Origin of the sequence: Kribbella sp. NPDC051936 (genome assembly GCF_040680955.1) — a bacterium.
Lineage (GTDB): Bacteria > Actinomycetota > Actinomycetes > Propionibacteriales > Kribbellaceae > Kribbella.
The window spans coordinates 433,308-455,552 of record NZ_JBFAXS010000007.1 but is presented as its reverse complement, the minus strand read 5'-3'; the positions used below and the strand labels follow the sequence as shown (position 1 = coordinate 455,552).

23 protein-coding genes are annotated in these 22,245 nt (G+C 68.5%); 14 read left to right on the top strand and 9 right to left on the bottom strand.

Features of this window, described 5'->3' with window-relative positions; genetic code table 11:
• Positions 1 to 28 precede the first annotated feature (28 nt).
• Positions 29 to 808 (bottom strand): hypothetical protein, encoded by a 780-nt coding sequence (locus tag AB0L64_RS26550; protein ID WP_363714224.1) that lies wholly within the window; start codon positions 806 to 808, stop codon positions 29 to 31.
• 283 nt (positions 809 to 1,091) lie between these two features.
• Here AB0L64_RS26550 and leuA point away from each other — a divergent pair, with 283 nt between their 5' ends.
• The 11 genes from leuA to recO all read left to right on the top strand — a co-directional run bounded on the left by leuA (position 1,092) and on the right by recO (position 13,423).
• Positions 1,092 to 2,765, top strand: a complete 1,674-nt coding sequence (leuA, locus tag AB0L64_RS26545; RefSeq protein ID WP_363714534.1) for a 2-isopropylmalate synthase — start codon at positions 1,092 to 1,094, stop codon at positions 2,763 to 2,765.
• 247 nt (positions 2,766 to 3,012) lie between these two features.
• Complete coding sequence (locus AB0L64_RS26540) at positions 3,013 to 4,113, top strand: ABC transporter permease (RefSeq protein WP_363714222.1); 1,101 nt, start codon at positions 3,013 to 3,015, stop codon at positions 4,111 to 4,113.
• A 4-nt stretch (positions 4,114 to 4,117) separates the two neighbouring features.
• A complete protein-coding gene (locus AB0L64_RS26535; RefSeq protein ID WP_355688962.1) occupies positions 4,118 to 5,014 on the top strand; it encodes an ABC transporter permease in 897 nt (298 codons plus the stop codon).
• Positions 5,015 to 5,019: 5 nt separating this feature from the next.
• On the top strand, positions 5,020 to 6,099 hold the full coding sequence (locus AB0L64_RS26530; protein ID WP_363714220.1) for an ABC transporter ATP-binding protein: 1,080 nt from the start codon (positions 5,020 to 5,022) through the stop codon (positions 6,097 to 6,099).
• Entirely contained in the window at positions 6,096 to 7,163 is a 1,068-nt protein-coding gene (locus AB0L64_RS26525) for an ABC transporter ATP-binding protein (RefSeq protein ID WP_363714218.1), read from the top strand. Before AB0L64_RS26530 ends, AB0L64_RS26525 begins: the two co-directional genes overlap by 4 nt.
• Positions 7,163 to 7,381 carry a hypothetical protein gene (locus tag AB0L64_RS26520; protein ID WP_355688959.1) on the top strand — a complete coding sequence of 73 codons (219 nt, stop codon included), beginning with the start codon at positions 7,163 to 7,165 and terminating at the stop codon, positions 7,379 to 7,381. Before AB0L64_RS26525 ends, AB0L64_RS26520 begins: the two co-directional genes overlap by 1 nt.
• Before the next feature lie 45 nt (positions 7,382 to 7,426).
• Positions 7,427 to 9,292 (top strand): ABC transporter substrate-binding protein, encoded by a 1,866-nt coding sequence (locus tag AB0L64_RS26515; RefSeq protein ID WP_363714216.1) that lies wholly within the window; start codon positions 7,427 to 7,429, stop codon positions 9,290 to 9,292.
• A gap of 51 nt (positions 9,293 to 9,343) precedes the next feature.
• Positions 9,344 to 10,792 (top strand): GNAT family N-acetyltransferase, encoded by a 1,449-nt coding sequence (locus tag AB0L64_RS26510; RefSeq protein ID WP_363714214.1) that lies wholly within the window; start codon positions 9,344 to 9,346, stop codon positions 10,790 to 10,792.
• Positions 10,793 to 10,859: 67 nt separating this feature from the next.
• A complete protein-coding gene (locus AB0L64_RS26505) occupies positions 10,860 to 11,849 on the top strand; it encodes an aldo/keto reductase (RefSeq protein WP_363714212.1) in 990 nt (329 codons plus the stop codon).
• Positions 11,846 to 12,667 carry an SDR family oxidoreductase gene (locus AB0L64_RS26500; RefSeq protein ID WP_363714210.1) on the top strand — a complete coding sequence of 274 codons (822 nt, stop codon included), beginning with the start codon at positions 11,846 to 11,848 and terminating at the stop codon, positions 12,665 to 12,667. The genes AB0L64_RS26505 and AB0L64_RS26500 overlap by 4 nt, the downstream gene beginning before the upstream one ends.
• 12 nt (positions 12,668 to 12,679) lie before the next feature.
• Positions 12,680 to 13,423 carry a DNA repair protein RecO gene (recO, locus tag AB0L64_RS26495; protein ID WP_355688950.1) on the top strand — a complete coding sequence of 248 codons (744 nt, stop codon included), beginning with the start codon at positions 12,680 to 12,682 and terminating at the stop codon, positions 13,421 to 13,423.
• Between the two features lie 7 nt (positions 13,424 to 13,430).
• Here recO and AB0L64_RS26490 read toward each other — a convergent pair whose 3' ends face one another.
• The 4 genes from AB0L64_RS26490 to AB0L64_RS26475 all read right to left on the bottom strand — a co-directional run bounded on the left by AB0L64_RS26490 (position 13,431) and on the right by AB0L64_RS26475 (position 16,293).
• On the bottom strand, positions 13,431 to 14,192 hold the full coding sequence (locus AB0L64_RS26490; RefSeq protein ID WP_363714207.1) for a PIN domain-containing protein: 762 nt from the start codon (positions 14,190 to 14,192) through the stop codon (positions 13,431 to 13,433).
• Entirely contained in the window at positions 14,189 to 14,605 is a 417-nt protein-coding gene (locus AB0L64_RS26485; protein ID WP_363714205.1) for a hypothetical protein, read from the bottom strand. Before AB0L64_RS26485 ends, AB0L64_RS26490 begins: the two co-directional genes overlap by 4 nt.
• 93 nt (positions 14,606 to 14,698) lie before the next feature.
• Positions 14,699 to 15,658 (bottom strand): hypothetical protein, encoded by a 960-nt coding sequence (locus tag AB0L64_RS26480; protein WP_363714203.1) that lies wholly within the window; start codon positions 15,656 to 15,658, stop codon positions 14,699 to 14,701.
• A gap of 20 nt (positions 15,659 to 15,678) precedes the next feature.
• The gene (locus AB0L64_RS26475; RefSeq protein WP_363714201.1) at positions 15,679 to 16,293 is read right to left on the bottom strand and encodes a hypothetical protein; all 615 of its coding nucleotides are present in this window, start codon (positions 16,291 to 16,293) and stop codon (positions 15,679 to 15,681) included.
• 327 nt (positions 16,294 to 16,620) lie between these two features.
• Here AB0L64_RS26475 and AB0L64_RS26470 point away from each other — a divergent pair, with 327 nt between their 5' ends.
• From AB0L64_RS26470 to AB0L64_RS26460, 3 genes are read left to right on the top strand one after another with little or no spacing between them, the layout of a single operon-like run.
• Complete coding sequence (locus AB0L64_RS26470; protein WP_363714199.1) at positions 16,621 to 17,460, top strand: isoprenyl transferase; 840 nt, start codon at positions 16,621 to 16,623, stop codon at positions 17,458 to 17,460.
• A gap of 36 nt (positions 17,461 to 17,496) precedes the next feature.
• Positions 17,497 to 17,742 (top strand): hypothetical protein, encoded by a 246-nt coding sequence (locus AB0L64_RS26465; protein WP_363714197.1) that lies wholly within the window; start codon positions 17,497 to 17,499, stop codon positions 17,740 to 17,742.
• Positions 17,742 to 18,632, top strand: a complete 891-nt coding sequence (locus tag AB0L64_RS26460) for a hypothetical protein (protein ID WP_363714195.1) — start codon at positions 17,742 to 17,744, stop codon at positions 18,630 to 18,632. The genes AB0L64_RS26465 and AB0L64_RS26460 overlap by 1 nt, the downstream gene beginning before the upstream one ends.
• Here the strand turns inward: AB0L64_RS26460 and AB0L64_RS26455 are convergent.
• From AB0L64_RS26455 to AB0L64_RS26440, 4 genes are read right to left on the bottom strand one after another with little or no spacing between them, the layout of a single operon-like run.
• Positions 18,629 to 19,270, bottom strand: coding sequence for a response regulator transcription factor (locus AB0L64_RS26455; RefSeq protein WP_363714193.1), 642 nt, complete (start codon positions 19,268 to 19,270; stop codon positions 18,629 to 18,631). The two genes, AB0L64_RS26460 and AB0L64_RS26455, sit on opposite strands and share 4 nt — an antisense overlap.
• On the bottom strand, positions 19,267 to 20,490 hold the full coding sequence (locus AB0L64_RS26450; protein ID WP_363714532.1) for a sensor histidine kinase: 1,224 nt from the start codon (positions 20,488 to 20,490) through the stop codon (positions 19,267 to 19,269). Before AB0L64_RS26450 ends, AB0L64_RS26455 begins: the two co-directional genes overlap by 4 nt.
• Positions 20,491 to 20,543: 53 nt before the next feature.
• The gene (locus AB0L64_RS26445) at positions 20,544 to 21,365 is read right to left on the bottom strand and encodes an ABC transporter permease (RefSeq protein ID WP_363714191.1); all 822 of its coding nucleotides are present in this window, start codon (positions 21,363 to 21,365) and stop codon (positions 20,544 to 20,546) included.
• On the bottom strand, positions 21,362 to 22,243 hold the full coding sequence (locus tag AB0L64_RS26440) for an ABC transporter ATP-binding protein (RefSeq protein WP_363714189.1): 882 nt from the start codon (positions 22,241 to 22,243) through the stop codon (positions 21,362 to 21,364). The genes AB0L64_RS26445 and AB0L64_RS26440 overlap by 4 nt, the downstream gene beginning before the upstream one ends.
• Positions 22,244 to 22,245 lie beyond the last annotated feature (2 nt).

Sequence of the window (22,245 nt, the reverse complement as noted above, 5' to 3'; positions counted from 1 at the left end):
GGCAAGGCACTCCCGCACCGTGGACATTTCAGAGGCTCACCAGCAGTACGCCGGCCACCACCACGACCAGTCCCGTGACGCGCGGCCGCTCACGCAGGACGACCGCTCCGAGCAGCGTGCCGAGGACGACATTCATCGACCGGCCGATCGCCACGGTCGCGACCGAGGCGACCGACAGCGCGAGCAGGACGAGTCCGAAGCTCGCCGGCACGAGTACGGCGACCGGCGCCGCGCGCCGCCAGTCCCGCGTCGCGCCGCGGTGATCCCGTACGACGGCCGACAGCGCGACGACCTGTGCCACGTTCGCCACGGCGAGGTAGGTCAGTAGGTCGACGTGCAGCGAACCGACGGCGAACGCGTCCCAGAGCGTGTACGCCGCCGTGCACGCGGCGACGCCCAGCCCGAGCAGCACGGCTCGCGCTGGGGTCCGCGATTGCGGGCGATCCATCAGCAGTACGCCGATCAGCACGAGCGCGGCGCCCGCGAACACGCGCGGGCCGGATCCGCCCGCGACTGCTACCAGGGCCGGAGCGGTGCCGCGACTCACGGCGTACACCGTCGAGAAGTCCCCGAAGGCGTACGCCTTCTGCAGCGTGACGGCGTACGTCGTGTGCAAGGCCATGCTCACGACTCCCGCCCACCAGGCCGTGGCCGGCGATGCGCGAAGCAGCAGGACGAGCGACACCGGCAGCGTCAGCAGACCGCACAACCAGATGAACCTTGGACCGCCGAGGCCGCCGCGTTTGACCAGCAGGTTCCATGCGGCGTGACAGCCGGCGGAGGCCGTCAGCAGGGCGAGGGCGATCACGTAGACAGTGTCTACAGGATGCCCGTAGACGCTGTCTACTCGGGCCTCTCGCGCGGTCGGCAGGATGACCCCGGTTCGACGGGCCGGGGGAGTTGTGCATACACTCACTGGCATCATGCGGCACCAGCTTCTCCTCCTTCGCTGCCGCGGCGAGGCCTGACAAGGCCGGTCCCTCGCCGCGGAGTCTTGACGTACGCCGGTCGTCCCTCACGACACCCGTACCTCCCAGGAGAACCCCGTGGCACCGAAGAACCAGCCCCAGCCTGTCCAGCAGCCGTCCGGTATGCCGACCCATCGCTACCGCGCGTTCCCGCCGATCGACCTGCCGGACCGCACCTGGCCGGCCAAGTCCGTCGACCGCACGCCGCGCTGGCTGTCCACCGACCTCCGCGACGGCAACCAGGCACTGGTCGAGCCGATGTCCCCGGCCCGCAAGCGGCGGATGTTCGACCTGCTGGTGACCATGGGCTACAAGGAGATCGAGGTCGGTTTCCCGAGCGCCAGCCAGTACGACTTCGACTTCGTCCGCAGCCTGATCGAGGACGACGTGATCCCCGACGACGTGACGATCTCGGTGCTGACCCAGGCGCGCGAGGAGCTGATCGAGCGCACCGTGCAGTCGCTCCAGGGGTCGCCGAAGGCCACCATCCACCTCTACAACGCGACCGCGCCGCTGTTCCGCCGGGTGGTGTTCAACGTCGACAAGGCCGAGTGCCGCACGATCGCGGTCCGCGGCACCGAGACCGTGATGAAGTACGCCGACGAGATCCTCGGCGACTGCGAGTTCGGGTACCAGTACAGCCCGGAGATCTTCACCGGCACCGAGCTGGAGTTCGCGCTCGAGGTGTGCGAGGCGGTCAGCGACGTGTGGCAGCCCGCCGCGGGCCGCGAGATCATCCTGAACCTGCCGGCCACCGTCGAGATGTGCACCCCGAACGTGTACGCCGACCAGATCGAGTGGTTCGGCCGCAACCTGACCCGGCGCGAGCACAGCACGATCAGCCTGCACCCGCACAACGACCGCGGTACGGCGGTGGCCGCCACCGAACTGGCCCTGATGGCCGGCGCGGACCGCGTCGAGGGCTGCCTGTTCGGCCACGGCGAGCGCACCGGCAACGTCGACCTGGTGACGCTGGGGATGAACCTGTTCAGCCAGGGCATCGACCCGCAGATCGACTTCTCCGACATCGACGAGATCCGCCGCACGGTCGAGTACTGCACCCAGATGCGGGTTCCGGAGCGTCAGCCGTACGCCGGTGACCTGGTCTACACCGCCTTCTCCGGCTCGCACCAGGACGCGATCAAGAAGGGCCTGGAGGCGCTCGACAAGCAGGCGGCGGCCGAGGGCAAGCCGGTCGGCGAGATCGCCTGGGAGGCGCCGTACCTGCCGATCGACCCGAAGGACGTCGGCCGCAGCTACGAGGCCGTGATCCGGGTGAACTCGCAGTCCGGCAAGGGCGGCGTCGCGTACATCATGAAGTCGGAGCACCGCCTCGACCTGCCGCGCCGGCTGCAGATCGAGTTCAGCCGGGTGATCCAGCAGCACACCGACAACGAGGGCGGCGAGGTCGGCCCGCAGCAGATGTGGGACATCTTCGCGGCCGAGTACTTGGCACCCGGTGCGCTGTCGCTGCTGAGCGTCAACTCGACGTCCGGTGAGGGGCAGGGCGACCAGCTCCGGGTTCAGGTCTATGCCAACGGCGTACCGCACGAACTGGTTGGTGAAGGCAACGGTCCGGTGTCGGCCTTCGTGGACGCGATCAAGCCACTGAAGTACGACGTCCGGGTGCTCGACTATCACGAGCACGCGCTCTCCGCGGGCGGCGATGCGCTGGCCGCGGCGTACGTCGAATGCGAGGTCGGCGACGACGTGTACTGGGGTGTCGGCCGGGACGCCAACATCCTCACCGCATCCTTGAAGGCCGTGGTGTCCGCTGTCAACCGCGCCACCCGCTGACCAGCCGGTAACAGCAAGGCGAACTGCCCGTCTCCGTGTCGGAGGCGGGCAGTTGCTGCACTCCCCGGTACCGTTGCGTCACAGACCGCAACGTTGTCTCAACGTTGCCTCAAGTCGTTGACTCGCTGACCAGCTATGCGCAGACTGTCTGCTCAATGCGCAGATCCTTGCAAGACAGTGTTACTAAGTCGAGCTGATCAGGGGTCTGCGCCACCGACTTTCCCTGGTAGTCGCGTGGAGGTGAGCAGTGAGCGGTGCGGTCGACACGTCCGCGGCGAAGCTGATCGAAGGACCTGCCGTCGAACCGAGACCCTCGGCTGCTCGGCGTTTCGTCAACGCCTGGCTGGTCCGAAGACTGTTCAAGGCGGTCCTGACGATCTTCATCGTCACCACCGGTACGTTCTTCCTGGTCCGGCTGCTGCCGGGTAACCCGGTCGAGACGTACATCCAGACGCAGATCGCGCAGACCGGCATCTCGTACGAGGCCGCCGCCGCGCAGGCGCAGAACCTGTTCTCGCTGGATCCGGACGCGCCGCTGCTGTCGCAGTACGGCACCTACATGGTGAACCTGCTGCACGGCGACTTCGGCAACTCGGTGCTGTCGCCGGGGACGACGGTCGCGGAGGTGATCAAGACCTACCTGCCGTGGACGCTGTTCTCGGTCGGCGTCGCCACCGTGTTCAGCTTCGTCATCGGCATCGTGGCCGGCATGATCATGGCCTACCGCCGGGAGAGCTGGGTCGACCACCTGCTGACGTCGATCGGCTCGCTGCTGCACGCGATCCCGAACTACATCCTCGCGATCCTGATCGTGGTGTTCCTCGGCGTGAAGCTGCAGCTGTTCAACCTCACCGAGGCCCGCGGCTCCTACACACCCGGCGTCGAGCCGTCGTTCAGCCTGAGCTTCCTGAACGACATCTTTTACCACGCGACGCTGCCGATCCTGGCCTACGCGCTGACCACGGTCGGCTCCTGGGCGCTGGTGATGAAGTCGTCGACGGTCGAGACGCTCGGCGAGGACTACGTGACGGTCGCCCGGGCCCGCGGCCTGTCCGACTCGCGGATCCGGTCCGGGTACGTCGGGCGCAACGCCGTGCTGCCGCTGTTCAGCCAGCTGGCCGTCTCGCTCGGCTTCGTGGTCGGCGGCTCGATCTTCGTCGAGCGGATCTTCGGCTACCAGGGCATCGGGTTCAGCCTGTTCAACGCGGTCAACGGCCGCGACTACCCGGTGCTGCAGGGCATCTTCCTGGTCGTGACGATCTCGGTGGTGGTGGCCAACCTGGCCGCGGACCTCCTCTACAGCCAGCTGGATCCGCGGATCCGCGTCGGCGGCGAAGGGGAGAAGTGACGACATGACCGAAGCCACCATTCCTGTCACGTCCATCGGGACGACCGGCGTCTCCCGGTTCGCCGGCATCATGCGCTCGCTGCGTCGCAGTCCGGCCGGTTTCATCGGATTCGTGATCGTCGGCCTGATGGTGCTGATCACCGCGATCGTGCCGTTCTTCCTCCCCGAGGTCACCCCGAACGTCAAGGAGATCCTGCTCCCGGCCGGTTCGCCCGGGCACCTGCTCGGCACCGACAACGAGGGCAAGGACGTCCTGATCCAGATGATCGGCGGCGGCCGGACGGTGATCTTCGTCGGCTTCGTCGCCGCGGCGATCTCGACCGCGCTGGCGATCGTCCTCGGCTCGCTGGCGGCGTACCTCGGCGGCTGGGTCGACTCGGTCGTGGTCACGCTGTCCGACGTCTTCCTGACGGTCCCGCAGATCGTCCTGCTCGCCGTCCTCGGCGCCTTCTTCCGGCTCGACTCGCCGATCCTGCTGGCGCTGCTGGTCGGCGGCCTGTCCTGGCCGGTGCTCACCCGGGCGGTCCGCGCGCAGGTGTTCTCGCTGAAGGAACGCGAGTTCGTCGAGGCCGCGCGGCTGCTCGACCTCGGCACGATCCGGGTGGTGTTCGTCGAGATCCTGCCGAACATGGCCAGCTTCATCCTGATGAACTTCATGATCGGCGTGACGAACGCGATCTACCAGCTGGTCGGCCTCTACCTGCTCGGTCTGGCCCCGCTGACGGGCTCGAACTGGGGCATCATGCTCAACCGCGCCTGGATCGCCGGCGCCATCTTCAACGACGCGAGCCTGGCCTGGATCCTCAGCCCGGTGGTCGCGATCATCCTGCTGCTGCTCGGACTGGTGATGATGACGAGATCCCTCGAAGAGATCCTCAACCCGCGGCTCCGGGACCGGTGAGCAGGGTGACGACGACTTCTTCGAGCCCCCGCGCCACGCGCGGCGGCCAGGGCAAGCCACTGCTGTCGATCCGCGACTTCAAGGTCGAGTACCGGACCGGGGCCGGGGCCACGGTGCAGGCGGTCCGCGGTGTCGACCTCGACCTGTTCCCCGGCGAGAGCCTCGCGCTGGTCGGGGAGAGCGGCTGCGGAAAGACGACGTTCGGCCTCGGGCTGCTGCGGTTGCTGCCGCGCCTCGGGCACGCCAGCGGCAAGGTCACCTTCAACCGCAGCGACGGCACCGAGATCGACGTCCTCGGCCTGGACGGCAAGGACCTGCGGCAGTTCCGCTGGCGGGACGCGGCGATGGTCTTCCAGGGCGCGATGAACGCGTTCAACCCGGTCCTGAAGATCCGCGCGCACATGCACGACACGATGCGCGCGCACACCAAGGCCGGTAAGCAGGAGATCGAGGACCGGGCGTCCGAACTGCTCCGGCTGGTCCGGCTGGAGCCGTCCCGGGTCCTCGACTGCTACCCGCACGAGCTGTCCGGCGGTATGCGGCAGCGGGTGCTGATCGCGATGAGCCTGCTGCTCGAGCCCGAGGTGCTGATCCTCGACGAGCCGACCACGGCGCTCGACATCCTCACCCAGCGCTCGGTCGTCGACGTCCTGCACGAGGTGCGCGAACGCCTCGGGTTCTCGATGATCTTCATCTCCCACGACCTGTCGCTGGCCGCCGAGCTCGCGGACCGGGTCGCGACCATGTACGCCGGGCGCATCATCGAGACCGGCGGCGTCCGGGACATGTTCTACCGGCCGCGGCACCCGTACACGCTCGGGCTGATCAAGGCCGTGCCGCCGATCGTCGGCGACCTGCCGGACATGGAGTCGATCCCGGGCGGCCCGCCGAGCCTCGCCGCGCTCCCGAAGGGCTGCACGTTCAGCCCGCGGTGCAAGTTCGCCACCGAGGAGTGCAAGGAGGAGGACCCGGCCCTGATCCCGATCACCGACGAGCCGGGCGACGCGCACGAGGCGGCCTGCATCCACTGGAAACAAGTGCACCTCGAGCGTGAGGTGCCGAGCGACTTGGGGAACGCATCATGAGCGCGCTGGAGAAGTCCCCCGAGACCCCGGAGTCCACCGAGTCCACCGCCCGGACGCCGCTGATGACGCTCGGCGGGGTCAGCCAGGTGTTCAGCACCAAGGCCGGTCCGATTCGTGCGGTCGACGACGTCGACCTGTCGGTCAATCCTGGCGAGGTGCTCTGCCTGGTCGGCGAGAGCGGCTCCGGGAAGACCACCGCGGCGCGGATGGCGGCCGGCCTGGCCCGGCCGAGCAGCGGCGAGGTGGCCTTCGACGGCAAGGACATCTGGTCGATGAACCGGCAGGACTTCAGCGCCTTCCGCCGCAGCGTGCAGTACGTGCACCAGGACCCGTACGCCTCGCTCAACCCGACGCGGACGATCCAGCAGACGCTCATCGCCCCGCTGCTCAAGCACGGTGTGGTGAAGACCAAGAAGGCCGCCGCCGAGCGCGCGGCCGAGCTGCTCACCAAGGTCGACCTGACCCCGCCCGAGAACTACCTGCCGAAGTTCCCGCACCAGCTGTCCGGCGGCCAGCGGCAGCGGGTCGCGGTCGCCCGGGCGCTGACGCTGGACCCGAAGCTGATCATCGCCGACGAGTCCACCTCGATGCTGGACGTGTCGATCCGGATCAGCGTGCTGGCGATGCTCGGCCGGCTCCGCGACGACCTCGGGGTGGGGTTCTTGTTCATCACCCACGACCTGGCGATCGCGAAGTACTTCGGCTGGAACGGCAAGACCGCGGTGATGTACCTGGGCCGGATCGTCGAGTTCGGGCCGACGCCGAAGATCATCAACGCCCCGACGCATCCGTACACCCGGGCGCTGATCGACGCGATCCCCGAGCCGGACCCGGACCTGACCAAGACCAAGGGCCGTGAGTCCCTGCGCAGCCTGGAGATCCCGAGCCTGGCGAACCTGCCGTCCGGATGCTCGTTCCACCCGCGCTGCCCGCTGTTCGAGGACGGGCTGTGCGACGCGACGGTCCCCGCCCTCACCACGATCCGATCCGGCCAGTCCGCCGCGTGCCACGTGGTCGCGCGCGACGGCGTATCAGAGGCCGGGCCGGATGACCTGGGGGCCTGATGTCACCTCAGCTCGGCCGGATGGCCCTCGGCTGGGCGACGTTCCTGGTGCTGGCCAGCGGAGTACTGCTGCTCACGCTGTCGCCGGGCACCCCGGAGTTCGTCGTCACCCTGTTCACCTTGTGTTTGGGCCTGCTACTGGGCCTGGTGGTCGGCGCCGGGATCTTCGTGATCCGGCGGCGGGAAAAACGCGAGGGCGGTAGTCAATCCCACCAGTAGTACCTGACCCACATGGGCGTGCGGTCAGTCCAGAAAGGACGAAGGATGAGTCCCACCGACACCAACGATCCCGGCACCAACGGAACGGGCGCGAGTGCCCTGACCAATGCGGTCTCCCGCCGGCACGTGCTCCAGCTGTTCGGCATCGCCGGTGTCGGCGCCGCCGGCATCGGCTCGCTGACGGCGTGCTCGCCGAGCTCGCCGAACAGCAACAGCGAGGGCGGCGGAAAGTCCGGCAACAAGGAGTTCCACGGGGCGTACCCGTACCAGCTCCCGCCGAAGGGTCACTTCAACCTGATCGCCGGTGTCACCGACGGCATTCAGGCGAGCAACAGCCCGTACTTCGACCTCGTCTACCCCAGCGCCGGCATGTACTACTGGGCCGACAAGAAGTGGGAATGGATGATGGCCGAGTCCGGGACCCTGGACGAGGCGAACAAGACCTACACCCTGAAGCTGCGCTCCGGCCTGAAGTGGAGCGACGACAAGCCGGTGACGGCGAAGGACGTCGTGTCGACGTTCAGCCTGCGCTGGCTGCTGCGGCAGCAGGAGTGGACGTTCCTGACCGACATCAGCGCCAAGGACGACACCACGGTGGTCTTCACCATCGGTACGCCGTCCACCGTGCTCGAGCGCTACATCCTCCGGGCCGGGATCCTGCCGGACTCGGTGTACGGCGAGTGGGCGACCAAGGCCGAGGCCCTGCGCAAGGCCAAGACCAGCCTGGACAGCGCCGAGGGCAAGCAGCTGAACGGCGACTTCCAGAAGTTCCGTCCGGAGAACCCGCCGGTCTCGGGCCCGTTCAACTTCGACGTGAAGAGCATGACCAACGCGCAGATGTCGCTGGTCAAGAACGACAAGGGCCTGTTCGCCGACAAGATCGGCTTCACCAAGGTCGTGCTGTACAACGGTGAGACCTCGGACATCACGCCGGTCGTGATGAACAAGGACGTCGACTACGCCACCCACGGTTTCGCGGTGGCCAGCGAGAAGACCATGCTGGGTTCCGGTTTCCGGATCCTCCGGCCGCCGGTGTACTCGGGCCCGTCGCTGGTGTTCAACTACACCACCCACCCGGAGCTCGCCGACGCCCGCGTCCGGCAGGCGATCGCCTACGTCCTGGACCGCAGCGAGAACGGCACCGTCGCGCTCGGCGACTCCGGCAAGCCCTGCAAGTTCATGGCCGGCTTCTCCGACATCCTGGTCCCGGACTGGATCTCGGACGCCGACCAGAAGAAGCTGCAGGCGTACGAGAAGGACGAGGCCAAGGCCACCTCGCTGCTGCAGGCCGCCGGGTGGAAGAAGACCGGCGGCAAGTGGATGCTGCCGAACGGCAAGCCGGCCGCCTACGACATCAAGTTCCCGACCGAGTTCGCCGACTGGAACCCGGCCGCCACCAACGCGGCCGACCAGCTGAACAAGTTCGGGTTCAACATCACCAAGCGGGGTATCACCTTCACCCAGCTGAACCCGGACGTACTGGCCGGCAAGTTCGACATCGCCATCCAGACCTGGGGCGCTTCGAGCCACCCGCACCCGTACTTCGCGTTCGTCCAGGACCTGTACACGTTCAACTACGTGATCGCGGCGAACTCGGGCGGCAAGGGCATGAACTTCCCGCTCAACCAGACCACCTCGGCCGGTCCGATCGACCTCAAGGCCGTCGTGGACAAGTCCGCCCAGGGCCTGAACCTCGACGAGCAGAAGAAGAACATCACCGCCGCGGCGATGGCGTTCAACGAACTGCTGCCGATCATCCCGCTCTGGGAGCGCTACGGTAACAACCCCGCGCTCGAGGGCACCCGGGTGGCGAAGTTCCCGGCCGACGACGACTCGATCCTGAAGAACGCGCCGTACGCGGACAACTTCGTGATCATGGGCATGTACTCGGGCAAGGTCGCTCCGGTCTAAAGCACTGGCGTTCTGACCCGATTGTTTGGTTGGGTCGGCCGGGTGATCAGCATGCGCGAGATCGACCCGGCCGACCTGGCCTTGTTCGACGAGTGGTACGACGCCTTCCGGGCCGGCGCGGTCGCCGGCCGGGAGGCCGCGCTGGTGACCGGACCTGAGGCGCTCGGGTACTCGCTGCGCAACCCGAGCCCGTTGAAGCGGCGGATCGTGGTCGGCGCGTTCGAGGACGACCGGGTGCTCGGCACGATGCTGTTCGAGTACCGGCTGAACGACAACCTCGACACGGTCGAGGTCGAGATCGACGTTCCACCCGCCCACCGGCGGCGGGGGATCGGCACGGCGCTGTGGCAGTGGGCCGCGACCCGTGCCGCGCAGCTCGGGCGGACGATCGTGCAGGCCGAGGTCGCCGTACCGGCTGCCGGGTCGCCCGGGGCGGCGTTCGCTGCGCGGCTCGGATTCCAGGTCGAGCACGTCGAGGAGCATCTCGTCGTACCGCTGCCGTACGACGATCTGCGCCTGGAGGAGCTGCGCTCCGATGCCGGGCGGCTCGACGGGTACCGGCTGACGTCGTGGGCGGGGCTGTGCCCGCCGGAGCACCAGCAGGCGTACGCCGACCTGCACACCGCGATGGATCTCGACGTGCCGACCGGCGGCATGACGCGTGAGGTCGTGCCGTGGACGGTCGAGAAGCTGGAGGCGAGTGAGGCCCGGATCGACCGGAGCTACCTCGCGCTGGTGACGATGGCGCACACCCTCGCCGGTGAGCCGGCCGGTTACACATTGATCTACCTGCCGCGGGCCGATGCCGTGAACGCCCAGCAGGACGACACGCTGGTCCTGCTGGAACACCGCGGCCACAACCTCGGCACGTTCCTGAAGCTTGCGAACCTGGAACAGCTGGCCAAGCATCGGACGACGCAACGCTTCCTGCACACCTGGACGGCGTTGACGAACGCCCCGATGCGCAAGGTCAACGCCCGCTTCGGCTTCCGTGCCGTCGAGGAGCACCGCGAGCTCGAGCTCCGGCTGCCACGGCTCCGCCCGGCGGCTCGGGGGTTGATCGTGGACGAGAACGAACGCGTCCTGCTGGTCCGGTTCGAGTTCGCGGACGGGCCGCTGTGGGCGACACCGGGCGGCGGCCTGGAAGCCGGTGAGACCGTGGCCGAGGGACTGCGGCGCGAGCTCGTCGAGGAGGTCGGCCTGACGGGCTTCGCCGACCCCGTCCACCTCTGGCACCAGGAAGTAGTTGCCGACGGCCACGCCACGGGCTACGACGGCGTCCTCAACGACTACTTCCTGATCCGCGCGGACCACTTCACCCCGGCCGGCTCGATGACTGCCGCCGAGCTCGCCGCCGAGAACGTCCACGAGCTGCGCTGGTGGACCCTCGACGAACTGCTAGCTCACAAGGGCCGCTTCGCTCCGCGCGACCTCCCGGAGCTGGTTCGCCGCCTGCTGGCGAACGGCCCACCGAGCACACCCACCCAGCTCGACCTGTGAGAGGCCCGTGCGAACTTCGTGAGAACCAGGGCGGCAAGCTGAGGGGCACAAGGGGTAAGTTCGGGGCATGCGTGAATCCCAGCTCGGTGACCTGACCGTTTCCTGCCTCGGCCTCGGCTGCATGGGCATGTCGCAGTCGTACGGTGTCCGCGCCGATGACTCGGAGTCCGTCGCGACGCTGCACGCGGCCATCGACGCGGGCTGCACCTTCATCGACACCGCCGACGTGTACGGCGACGGCGAGAACGAGGAACTCGTCGGCCGCGCACTGGCCGGCCGCCGCGACCAGGTGGTGCTCGCGACCAAGTTCGGCTTCAAGCGCCCGTCGTCGGCGTCGGCGGTGCCGACCGTCGTGGACGGCTCACCGGCGTACGCCGCGGAGGCCCTGGACGCCTCGCTGCGCCGGCTCGGTGTCGACCACATCGACCTGTGGTACCTGCACCGGCGCGACCCGCAGGTCCCGATCGAGGAGACCGTCGGAGCGATGGCCGCCGCGGTCGAGGCGGGCAAGGTGCGGTACCTCGGGCTGTCCGAGGTGAACGGCGACACGGTGCGCGCGGCCCACGCCGTCCACCCGATCACCGCCGTCCAGAGCGAGTGGTCGCTGTGGACGCGGGACCCGGAGACCGTCGTCCTGCCGACGCTGCGCGAGCTCGGCATCGGGTTCGTCCCGTTCAGCCCGCTCGGGCGCGGGTTCCTCACCGGGCAGATCAAGTCCGAGGCCGACTTCCCCGAGGACGACATGCGGCGCGGGCTGCCGCGGTTCCAGGGCGAGAACTTCCAGCGCAACCTGGACCTCGTCGAGCAGGTCAAGACGCTGGCCGCCGCGAAGGGCGTCACCGCCGGCCAGCTGGCGCTCGCCTGGCTGCTTGCCCAGGGCAATGACGTGGCGCCGATCCCGGGAACGAAGCGGCGCAAGTACCTGGCCGAGAACCTGGGCGCCGTGGACGTCACGCTGACCGCCTCCGAGCTGGCCGACCTCGACGCGGCGTTCCCGCCGGACGCGGTGGCAGGCCAGCGGTACCAGCAGGGCGGGATGGACCTGGTGGGCAAGTGATCGGCGTCACCGGGTCGACCGGACAGCTCGGGTCCCGGATCGTCGCGCGGTTGACCGGCGAACCGCTGCGGCTGATCGTGCGGGACCCGGCGCGGGCTCCGTCGGTGCCGGGCGCCACGGTGGCGCAGGCGGCGTACGGCGAACATGCCGCTCTCTTGTCTGCTTTTGATGGCGTCGACGTCTTGATGCTGCTGAGCGCGAGCGAGTCGGCGGACCGGGTGGCGTTGCACAAGGCCACGGTCGACGCGGCGGTGGCGGCGGGTGTGCAGCGGATCGTGTACACCTCGTTCGTCGGGGCGGCGCCCGGCGCGACGTTCACATTCGCGCGGGATCACTGGCACACCGAGGAGCACATCCGGTCTGTTGGGGTCGACTTCACGTTCCTGCGGGACAACATCTACCTCGACTTCGTGCCCGGGTTCGTGGGTTCGGACGGCGTGATCCGGGGCCCGGCGGGGGACGGGCGGGTCGCCGCGGTCGCTAGAGACGACGTGGCGGCCGTCGCGGCCGCGGTCCTGACGTCGGACGGGCATTCCGGCGCTACCTACGACCTGACCGGGCCTCGCGCGTTCACGCTGGCCGAGGCGGCGGCGGTGCTGACCGATGCGTTGGGGCGGAAGGTGCGGTACGAGCCGGAGACGCTGGACGAGGCGTACCGGTCGCGCGAGTCGTACGGCGCTCCGGCATGGGAGGTGGCCGGCTGGGTCACGTCGTACGCCGCCATCGCCAGCGGGGAACTGTCGGGCGTGACGACCGCGGTGCGTGACATCACCGGAGTCGAACCGACCGGCCTTGAGGAGTATGTCCGCGCTCAGTGAGACACTACTGACGTGCCGCTCTACCGGGATCAGGCGATCGTGCTGCGCACCCAGAAACTGGGTGAGGCGGACCGGATCGCGACGCTGCTGACCCGGGCCAACGGCAAGGTCCGCGCGGTCGCCAAGGGAGTCCGGCGGACGTCGTCACGGTTCGGCGCCCGGCTGGAGCCGTTCAGCCACGTCGACCTGCAGCTCGCCACCGGGCGCACCCTCGACGTCGTCACCCAGGCCGAGTCGATCGCGGCGTACGGCGAGGGCATCGTGGGCGACTACGCGCGGTACACCACCGGCACCGTCCTGCTCGAGACCGCCGACCGCCTCGTCGTCGAGGAGAAGGAACCGGCGATCCAGCAGCACCTGCTCCTGGCCGGCGCGCTCCGCGTCCTGTCCACCGGCGAACGCGAGCCGGCCCTGGTCCTGGATTCCTTCTTGTTGCGGTCTTTGGCGATCTCCGGCTACGCCCCGTCCTTCGACGACTGCGCCCGCTGCGGCGAGCCAGGACCCCACCGAGCCTTCAACCCCGCCGCCGGCGGCATGGTCTGCACCTCCTGCCGCCCACCCGCCTCAGCCATGCCGTCCCCCGCCACCGTCACCCACCTGGCCGCCCTCCTCACCGGCGACTGGCCCACAGCCCTCCAAGCCGACCCCAGAACCCGCCGAGAATCCACCGGCCTGATAGCCGCCTTCTTCACCTACCACCAAGAAAACCAACTCCGCTCCCTACCCCACCTGGACCTAACCCCCGGCGGCTCCTGAGCAGCTGCTACTGATCCCGCTCGTTGCCCTTGGTCCGCTCCATGCCGTGAGCATCCGCCTTCCGCGTCTCGGGGGCGGTCGAGGGTGCTTGCGGCGCACCAGGCTGAGCGATGCCTTCGAAGGCGACGTACTGAGCCGTCCCGCGCAGGTCCGCCGTCAACGCCGCCGACCTGCCACGCTGATCCTCCGGCACTACCGCGTTGAGCTGCTGTGCGAACCCCTGCAGCTCCTGCCCTTCGGCCATCGCGTCGATCAGCGCCGGGATCGTGCGCGGATCTCGTTTGTAGCGCTTCAGCATGTCCTGCAGCGCACCCTGAACTCGCTGGGGGTCCTCGTGGAGCTTCCGGCTGAGGAACTGGTTCAGAGGCTCGACGCGCATCGCGTGTGATCCGGTCGACGGCGCGTGGAAGTCTTTGATGTTGTCGGTCACCAGCACATCCGACTCGCTGGACACGGCTCCGGCGAGCACATGCTTGTCCTTGGCGTCGGCGTGCATCTGGTCCTGCAGACCCTGGGGAGGGGCCTCGGTGAGGGCGTCAGGGAACGCGCGGTTCATCGCGTTGATGCGTTTGTCGATGTCCGCCGCGGACAGACCGTCCGGACGATTTCGACGCATCTCGTCAAGGACGTTCTGCGTCCAGCGCGGCTCGAACACCTGGCGGCTCGCCATCGACAGCAGTACGTCGGTCGTCTGCTGCCCACGGATCACGTTCGCGTCCAGAAAGGCTCGTTCGACGACCGGCGACTCGGGCCTTTCCCGTTCAGTCATGGTTGTTCGCCGTCATCGGCGGAGTCGCCGCCCATCAGCTCGTCCAGCGCGGCCTGCTGCTCCGCGTACCGCTTGTTGTCCCACTCGATGAGGTCGGCCAGCCGCACCCAATCGACGTACTCGGTCGACCGGAACGGGACTGCGCCCTGGGCGACGTTCTTTCGCAGGTCGTCCGGCCGCATACCGATCGCCGCCGCGGCCTCATCGATCGGCAACTCCGTCCGCAACGGAACGACCTTGACCGCTTGCCCCGCCCGCATGGCCTCGAGCACGTGCGCCACCGCCCGGTACACCTGCGGCGGGATGTCCTCGCGGACGCCGTCGGGCCGGATCACCGCTGGCCCGCTCGGCGCAGTGTGCCGCTCGTCGTCGTCCAGCAGGTAGATCCGTGAGTCCATCGTCGGCTCGAACATAGCCAGATTTTAGTCGCCGAATGCTTCACACAGCGCGAACTGCAGATTCGTTGTGGATAACCGCGGACTGCCTCCACCGCGAGCAATTCCGCGTCAGCACCGCTCCTCGGCCGGCGCGACCGCGTCGCCCCCATCCGGATCCACGAGCACCGGAACCGCCTCCCCGATCCGCAACTGGGTCGCGGCCTGCTGAGTCATGGAGATCTGCCCGCTATCCCCTAATGTGCTCTGCCAGGTGATATCCCACTGCGCGGTAGCCGTCACCGGATACTTGCAGTTGGCCAACTCCCGCGAGGTCTTCACATACCGATGCCCACAAGTAGGCGAGGCCTTGACCCCCATCGAAGAGTCGTACGGCGTCCCCGGCCCTTCACACCGAACCGTCTTACCGTCGCCCATAGCCCAGTTGACCGCCTTCACCTGAGCCGTCACCGTCACGCTCAACCCAGGCACACTCGCACTCCGAACAATCGGCCCCCAGGTGTTCTCCGACTTGGTCACCCACAACCAAACCGGAATATTCACCAACCCAACCTGCCCGGCATCCGGCGCCGTCTTGATGAGCGGCGGCCCCAACTGCATCTCTCCGACCGCCTGGTACACCAGCGTTACCGGGTCAACCACAACGGTGTCAGGCCGACCAGGCAACCAGACCCACCGCGTCACGAAACGCGTGCCTTGCTCGCGAACACAGTTCCAGATGGCGCCGTCAGTGTGTCCTTGCCATGAGGGATCGCTCTTCGGCGGCTGCGGCTCGAGTCTCGCTAGGTAGCACTGCTGGCTGTTTGACCAGTTGCCGAGGTTCGAGGTACATGACCGTGCGGCGCCACCGTCCATGCAGACTCGTTCGGGCGTCCTCGTGCCCGATTTGGCGGGCTTCTTTCCCGGCTCCGTCGTTGGCCGCTTGTCCTGAACCACGGAGCGGAGCCTCCAGGAGCAGATATGGTAGCTGTTGCAGACCAGGATGTAGTTGCCTTCGGGCTTGGGTATGCGAGTTGTTGCTGCCCACCCCGATGCGACATCTTGCGTTGAGATCAGCGCGAGGGTCGTCACCGCGAGAAGGACGAAACGCCTTAGCATGACCCGAGGTCCTTCTCGTCGATCAAGAACCATTTCTTGGTGGCCTGGCCGACAGTCGGCGCGTACACGACTTGAGCCTGAACCTTGTGGCGATTTCCGTTTGCGGGAATACCGGGAACAGGCTTCCGCGTTGCCTGGTAGCGCAGAGAAATCTTCGAAGTGTCCAGGCAAGCATTCAGACGCACCTCCGGCTGCTCAGCCTTGAGCTTGACCGATGCGATGGAGACCCCCTCCACGCTGGCTCTTCCGTCGGAGTACCAGCCGCGCTCGAGGTTGAATTGCACGTCAGTCAGGACCTGGACGAGCCACTTTCCCCCGGTACCGGCCTGCAGCAGCTTTTCTCTCGACGCGGCGGGCGGATTGTTGAGCGCGGTGTCAATGGCAGCTCGTGCCGAGAGGTAGCGCGACTTGGCGGCCGTGATAGCCGCCTGTTCCTCCGTGGTCCAGGTCGGCGTTGAGGGAGCGGTTGGGGTCGGGGTGGGGGAGGTCGTTGAGGAGGTCGGAGTTGTGTTGGGCTGGCCGGCTTCGGGAGAGCCTTGGCAGGCGGTGAGCGCAGATACGGCGCAGAGGGCTGCTGTGGCTGAGGCGAGGGCCGGTCGGCGGGGCATGTGGTGGGGCTCCGTTCTTGGGTGCTGTTGGTGTAAGGGTGGCATACGGAGGGTGTTCGGCGGGGTGGGTTGTCCACAGGTTGCAGGTTGCTGCAGTGACGGCGCCGGAGGAGCCGTTCGCAGCACCGGGTTGGGCTGATTAGCCGTCTGTCGAATCAGCCCGTACGTACGTGCCCGTGCTCATCACCCCGGTACCTCGTTTATCCGTGCGTTGTCAGCGGCCACGGGCTCAGGCCCGGTACGCGCTCACGCCCGTGCAGCCTCACGCCGTGCGTGCTGGCCTGGTGGCTGGTCGGCTTGGGTGGGGTGGGTGGAAGACTGCGGGGTATGTCGCCTATTGGTCGTCGTCGGGGTCGTGGGTTGGTGGGGGTGCGGGAGCGGAAGGTGGTGGTGGCGCCGGAGCCGCATCCTTCGGGGGCTCGGCCGCCGGGGGTGCCGAAGGAGTTGGTGCCGCGGCATGTGGCGATCGTGATGGATGGGAACGGGCGGTGGGCCAAGCAGCGGGGGCTGGCGCGGACCGAGGGGCACAAGGCGGGTGAGGCGAGCCTGCTGGATGTGATCAAGGGCGGGATCGAGATCGGGGTGAAGTACATCTCGGCGTACGCGTTCTCGACCGAGAACTGGGCGCGGTCGCCGGAAGAGGTGCGGTTCCTGATGGGGTTCAACCGCGAGGTGATCCACCGGCGGCGTGACGAGCTGGACGCGATGGGGGTCCGGGTGGTGTGGTCGGGGCGGCGGCCGCGGTTGTGGAAGAGCGTGATCGACGAGCTGGAGTACGCGCAGGAGCGGACCAAGGACAACGACACGATCACGCTGCAGTTCTGCGTGAACTACGGCGGCCGGGCGGAGCTGGCGGACGCGATGCGGGCGATCGCGCGGGAGGTTGCCGAGGGCAAGGTGAAGCCGGACCGGATCTCCGAGCAGACGATCGCCCGGCACCTGTACGCGCCCGACATCCCCGAGGTGGACCTGTTCGTGCGGTCGTCCGGGGAGCAGCGGACGAGCAACTTCCTGGTGTGGCAGCTCGCGTACGCCGAGATGGTGTTCCTGGACACACTCTGGCCGGACTTCGACCGCCGCGATCTGTGGCGGGCGATCGAGATCTACGCGCAGCGCGACCGGCGGTACGGCGGTGCGGTGCCGAACGAGGTCGCGCCGCAGACCTGAGACCGGGTGGAACCGCGGACGGGTACGGTCGCGTCCATGGTCGTTGGAGGACTCCCCGACGACAGGAGCTGGAGCGTGCCGGAGCACGAGACACCGCGGCAGACCGCGGAGCGGGAACTGCTCGCCGCGCGCGAGGAGGTACGCCGGATGGCCGAGTCCATCCGCGCCAGACTCCCCGCCGACAACCACGACGGGCACGAGCACGACGAGCAGCACGAGCAGCACGAGCAGCTAGACAAGCAGCAAGAGCAGGACGAGCGAGCGGGGCGTTGGGAGAGCTGATGGTGGATCTGGCCGAGGTTGCCGGGCGGACGCATGAGGTCGCGTCGGCGATGGACGAGGCGAAGAACGTGCTCGTACGCGCCGAGCGCGTGCTGGGCGAGCAGGAGGTCTACCACGCACTGACCCGCCGGCTCAGCGACGTACAGTCCCTGGCCGACTCCTCCGAGCGGGTCTCCGCGCGGGAGCAGGACGCGAGTCGCAAGCGGCAGGTAGCGGCAACCGGCAAGGACGTCGCGGAGTCGGACGAGGCGGACAGGGCGCTGTGGAGCACGTTCAGCAACTCGGTGGGTGAGGCCGCGAACATCCCGTCGGCGCTCCGGGAGACGTGGGAGGACCTGGCTGACCTGCGCGACCGCCTGGAACGCAGCAGCAAGCAGCTCGGCACGGCCGCGGAGCACGCCGACGCGCTCGACCGCATGCCGGAGTACGACGGCGACAAGAATCTGCTCGCGAACGTCCGAGGCGTCAAAGGCGTTGTCGACAAGGCACACGAGGCTGTCGCGGAGGTCGTGGAGCGCGTCGAGGCGGTGCGGAAGATCACCTCCCGCTTCGAGCAGGACCCACCTCATCTCAGAAGCGGTCAGATGGCCGAGCGGGTCACGTCGACCAGCAACAGCCTGCGGGGCGAGCTCGTGGCCGCGCAGAGCAGGGTGCGTGAGGCGCACGTTCCGGTCGTGGCCAACAAGGCTGCCGTCGAGAAGGCGACGCAGCAGGCGATCGACGGGGCGGTCGCGGCCAAGGACGCGGAGAGGGACGCCAAGGACCTGGCGAAGAGTGTGCAGGCCGCAACGAACCCCACTCCCAGGGACCAGCAGGTTCAGAGCAGTTCGCAGGAGGAACTGCGCCGCCGGCTGGACGGACCCGCGCAGGAAGCCGGAGTGCAGCGCTAGCGGCCGGGTGAGGGGAGCAGGCCGCGTTCGATCGCCACGGTGACTGCTCGCGTCCGGTCGTCGACGTCGAGCTTGGCGAACAGCCGCTGCAGATGGGTCTTGACCGTCGCCTCGCCGATGAACAGTTCGCGTCCGATCTCGGCGTTGCTGAGCCCGCGGGCGACCGCGGCCAGCACCTCGAGTTCGCGCGGTGACGGCTGCGCCGCGGCCGGCGCTGCCGGCGTCCGCAGACGCGACATCAGCCGCGCTGCGACCGGCGGCGCGAGGACGGTCTCACCGCGCGCGGCGGCCCGGATCCCGTTCAGCAGCTCGACGTGCGGCGTGTCCTTCAGCAGGTATCCCGCGGCGCCGGCCTCGACCGCGTGCAGGATCTCCGTGTCGGTGTCGTACGTCGTCAGCACCAGCACCCGCGTCGACGGGTAGCCGGACACGATCGCCCCGGTCGCGGCCACCCCGTCCATCCGGGGCATCCGCAGATCCATCAGTACGACGTCCGGCACCGTCGACTGCACCAGGGCGAGCGCCTCGAAACCGTCACCCGCCTCGCCGACGACGGAGATGTCGTCGGTGACCGAGAGCATCCCGCTCAGCCCGGACCGTACGACGGGGTGATCGTCGACCACCAGAACCCGGATCACACATCCTCCTGTACTGCCGGAATCAGGACCTGCACCCGGGTGCCGTGACCGGGGCTGCTCTCCACCTCGACGCTGCCGCCGGACTCCTCGACCCGCCCGCGCATGGCGCTCAGCCCGAAGCCGCCCGACACCGAACCCGGCGTGAACCCGGATCCGTCGTCGCGGATCTCGATCCACACCCGGCCGTCGGACAGCCCGAGCGTGATCAGCACCTGCGTGGCCGCCGCGTGCTTGCGGACGTTCGCCAGCGCCTCCTGCGCCGACCGCAACAACACGACCTGCTGCGCCTGCGGCAGCGCCGCGACCTCGTCGTCCGGCAGGTCCAGCGCTACCTGTACGTCGACCCCGGTCTCCGCGGCGAACCGCTCCGCCTGCCGGCGCAGCACCTCGGTCAAGGTTGCCTCGGACAACGCGACCGGCGTGAACGCGGCAACCAGTGCCCGCGCCTCGGCCAGGTTCTCCCGGGCGGTGTCCTCGATCGCCGCCAGCCGGGCCGCGGCGCCGTCGGTCCCGCCCCGGGACAGCTCGACGGCGGCGGCCTGCGCGAGCATCACGATCGACGTCATGCCCTGCGCGAGCGTGTCGTGGATCTCGCGCGCCATCCGCTCCCGCTCGGCCATCACGCCGGCGCTGTGGTGCGCCTCGGCGAGCTCGTCCCGGGCCGACTCGAGTTGCTCGATCAGCTCGGCGCGCTGCTGGCTCTGGGTGATCACCTTCTCGATCCAGATCCCGAACAGCAGGCTGACCACGAGACTGACCAGCATCCACGGCAGGATCTCCCAGAACGCGTCCCAGCCCCACCCGGCGCTCCACAACTGCGCCGTACCGACGCCGACCACGAGCAGCAGGCTGAGGCCGACGCCCTCACGGATGTCCTCGCACAGCAACCAGATCTGCGCCGACGCGATGAACATCAGGAACACCGACTGCGGGTAGATCCCGATCAGCACCATCAGGCAGGCGATCAGGACCAGCCGATAGGTGTACGACGGGAGCGCCCGCCGGGACCGGACCGCGGGCAGCCCGACGAACTGGTACGCCGCGCCGAGCAGCACGACCGTCCCGGCGTACACCGCCTGCCGCGTGGCGCCGAGCTCGCCGGTGAACGACAGGGCCAGCGTCATCCCGAGCAGGACCCAGAACACGATGTGCCAGCCGATCAGTGTCCGTGTCCAGACGGGCTGCCCGGCACCGTCTCGTGAGCTCTGCACGGACCCCATCATCCTCCACGCCAGGATCCAGACCCGCGGTCCGGTCCAGGCGGGGCGGTCCATCAGCCCGCGTCCCGGCGGGTCCAGCGGAACAGGCGCTGGGCGAGGAACAGGCCGACGAGCAGCCAGGCGGTGAGAACCATCGCGCCGGTGCCGAGCTGCCAGGACCCGCCCGGCTCGTTCACCTGGTACCCGTCGGGCAGGAACACCGACCGCATGCCCTGCGCGAGCCACTTCAGCGGGAAGAACTCCGACACCGTCCGCATCCAGGCGGGCAGACTGCTGTAGACGAAGTACACGCCGGAGATGAACTGCAGCAGCAGGACGACCGGCGTGACCACCGCGGACGCCGCCCGGCCGGACTTCGGGACGACCGAGAACGCGATGCCGAGCACCGAGCCGGACGCGGTGCCGAGCACGAAGATCCAGAGGAAGTTCAGCCACTTCTCCGGCGACGTCGGGACGGCGACGCCGAGCAGCAGGCCGGCGATCGTCAGCAGCAGCGCGAACTGCAGGACCGAGGTGACCAGGACCATGCCGATCTTGCCGATGAAGTACGACTGCGGCGACATCGGCGTACCGCGCAGCCGCTTGAGGACGTCCTGGTCGCGCTCGATCGCGATCGCGATGGCCAGCGACTGGAAGCTGGTCAGGAAGATGCCGGAGGCAATCATCCCGGGGGTGAAGTAGGTCGCGGCGGTGACGCCGCCGGAGAAGTCGGTGCCGCTGAACACGGCGGAGAAGATGCCGAGGAAGATGATCGGGAAGAAGAACGTGAAGATCAGCTGCTCGCGTTCGCGAAAGAATTCCTTCACCTCGATTCCGGTGCGGGACAGTCCGACCTTCAGCGGCGACGGCAGTACGGTGCTCACTTCGGGGCTCACGCGAGAGCTCCTTCCGGTTCCGGGGCGGCGCTCGCCACTCCGATGAGTTCCAGGTAGATGTCTTCCAGGCTCGGCCGCCGGACCTGCAGCTCCGGTACTTCCGAGCCGCCGTACTCGGCCATCAGCCGGGCGACCTCGGCGGTCGGGCGGTCGGTGCGTAGCTCGCGCGGGCCGTCCGGGGTCAGCCAGGAGACGCGCGCGGTGCGGGCGCCGCGGCCGCCGAGCGTGTCCGGCGTCGCGACCTCGACCATCCGGCCGTCGGCGATCACGCCGACCCGGTCGGCCAGGTGCTCGGCCTCGTCGAGGTAGTGGGTGGTGAGCAGGATCGTGGTGCCCTCGGTGCGGAGCTCCTCGATCAGAGTCCAGAACTGGCGGCGCGCCTCGGGGTCGAACCCGGTGGTCGGCTCGTCGAGGAACAGCAGTTCCGGGTTGCCGATCACGCCGAGCGCGACGTCCAGCCGGCGACGCTGCCCACCGGACAGGTTGCGTACCCGGGTCCGGCGCTTCTCCTCGAGCCCGACCGCGGCGATCACCTCGTCGGGGTCGCGCGGGTTCGGGTAGTACCCGGCGAAGTGCCTGATCATCTCCGTGACCGACAGCACCGCCTCGTCCCGGGTCGTCTGCGCGACGATCCCGAGCCGCGCCCGCCAGTATCGGTCGCCGCGGGCCGGGTCGGTGCCCAGCACGCTCACCTCGCCCTCGTCGGCCCGGCGATACCCCTCCAGAATCTCCGTGGTCGTCGTCTTGCCGGCCCCGTTCGGCCCGAGCAGGGCGAACACCTCGCCCCGGTGGATGTCCAGGTCGACCCCGTCGACCGCCACCTTGTCGGGGTACCTCTTGACCAGACCGCGCACCCGCACTGCGTCGTCGTTCTCCATAC

Coding starts and splice junctions, on each gene's coding strand:
- AB0L64_RS26450 (WP_363714532.1), bottom strand. CDS start 20,490: ATGGGGTCCGTGCAGAGCTCACGAGACGGTGCCGGGCAGCCCGTCTGG.
- AB0L64_RS26440 (WP_363714189.1), bottom strand. CDS start 22,243: ATGGAGAACGACGACGCAGTGCGGGTGCGCGGTCTGGTCAAGAGGTAC.
- leuA (WP_363714534.1), top strand. CDS start 1,092: ATGCCGACCCATCGCTACCGCGCGTTCCCGCCGATCGACCTGCCGGAC.
- AB0L64_RS26505 (WP_363714212.1), top strand. CDS start 10,860: ATGCGTGAATCCCAGCTCGGTGACCTGACCGTTTCCTGCCTCGGCCTC.
- AB0L64_RS26535 (WP_355688962.1), top strand. CDS start 4,118: ATGACCGAAGCCACCATTCCTGTCACGTCCATCGGGACGACCGGCGTC.
- AB0L64_RS26510 (WP_363714214.1), top strand. CDS start 9,344: ATGCGCGAGATCGACCCGGCCGACCTGGCCTTGTTCGACGAGTGGTAC.
- AB0L64_RS26515 (WP_363714216.1), top strand. CDS start 7,427: ATGAGTCCCACCGACACCAACGATCCCGGCACCAACGGAACGGGCGCG.
- AB0L64_RS26465 (WP_363714197.1), top strand. CDS start 17,497: ATGGTCGTTGGAGGACTCCCCGACGACAGGAGCTGGAGCGTGCCGGAG.
- AB0L64_RS26475 (WP_363714201.1), bottom strand. CDS start 16,293: ATGCCCCGCCGACCGGCCCTCGCCTCAGCCACAGCAGCCCTCTGCGCC.
- AB0L64_RS26490 (WP_363714207.1), bottom strand. CDS start 14,192: ATGACTGAACGGGAAAGGCCCGAGTCGCCGGTCGTCGAACGAGCCTTT.
- AB0L64_RS26520 (WP_355688959.1), top strand. CDS start 7,163: ATGTCACCTCAGCTCGGCCGGATGGCCCTCGGCTGGGCGACGTTCCTG.
- AB0L64_RS26470 (WP_363714199.1), top strand. CDS start 16,621: ATGTCGCCTATTGGTCGTCGTCGGGGTCGTGGGTTGGTGGGGGTGCGG.
- AB0L64_RS26525 (WP_363714218.1), top strand. CDS start 6,096: ATGAGCGCGCTGGAGAAGTCCCCCGAGACCCCGGAGTCCACCGAGTCC.
- AB0L64_RS26485 (WP_363714205.1), bottom strand. CDS start 14,605: ATGTTCGAGCCGACGATGGACTCACGGATCTACCTGCTGGACGACGAC.
- AB0L64_RS26460 (WP_363714195.1), top strand. CDS start 17,742: ATGGTGGATCTGGCCGAGGTTGCCGGGCGGACGCATGAGGTCGCGTCG.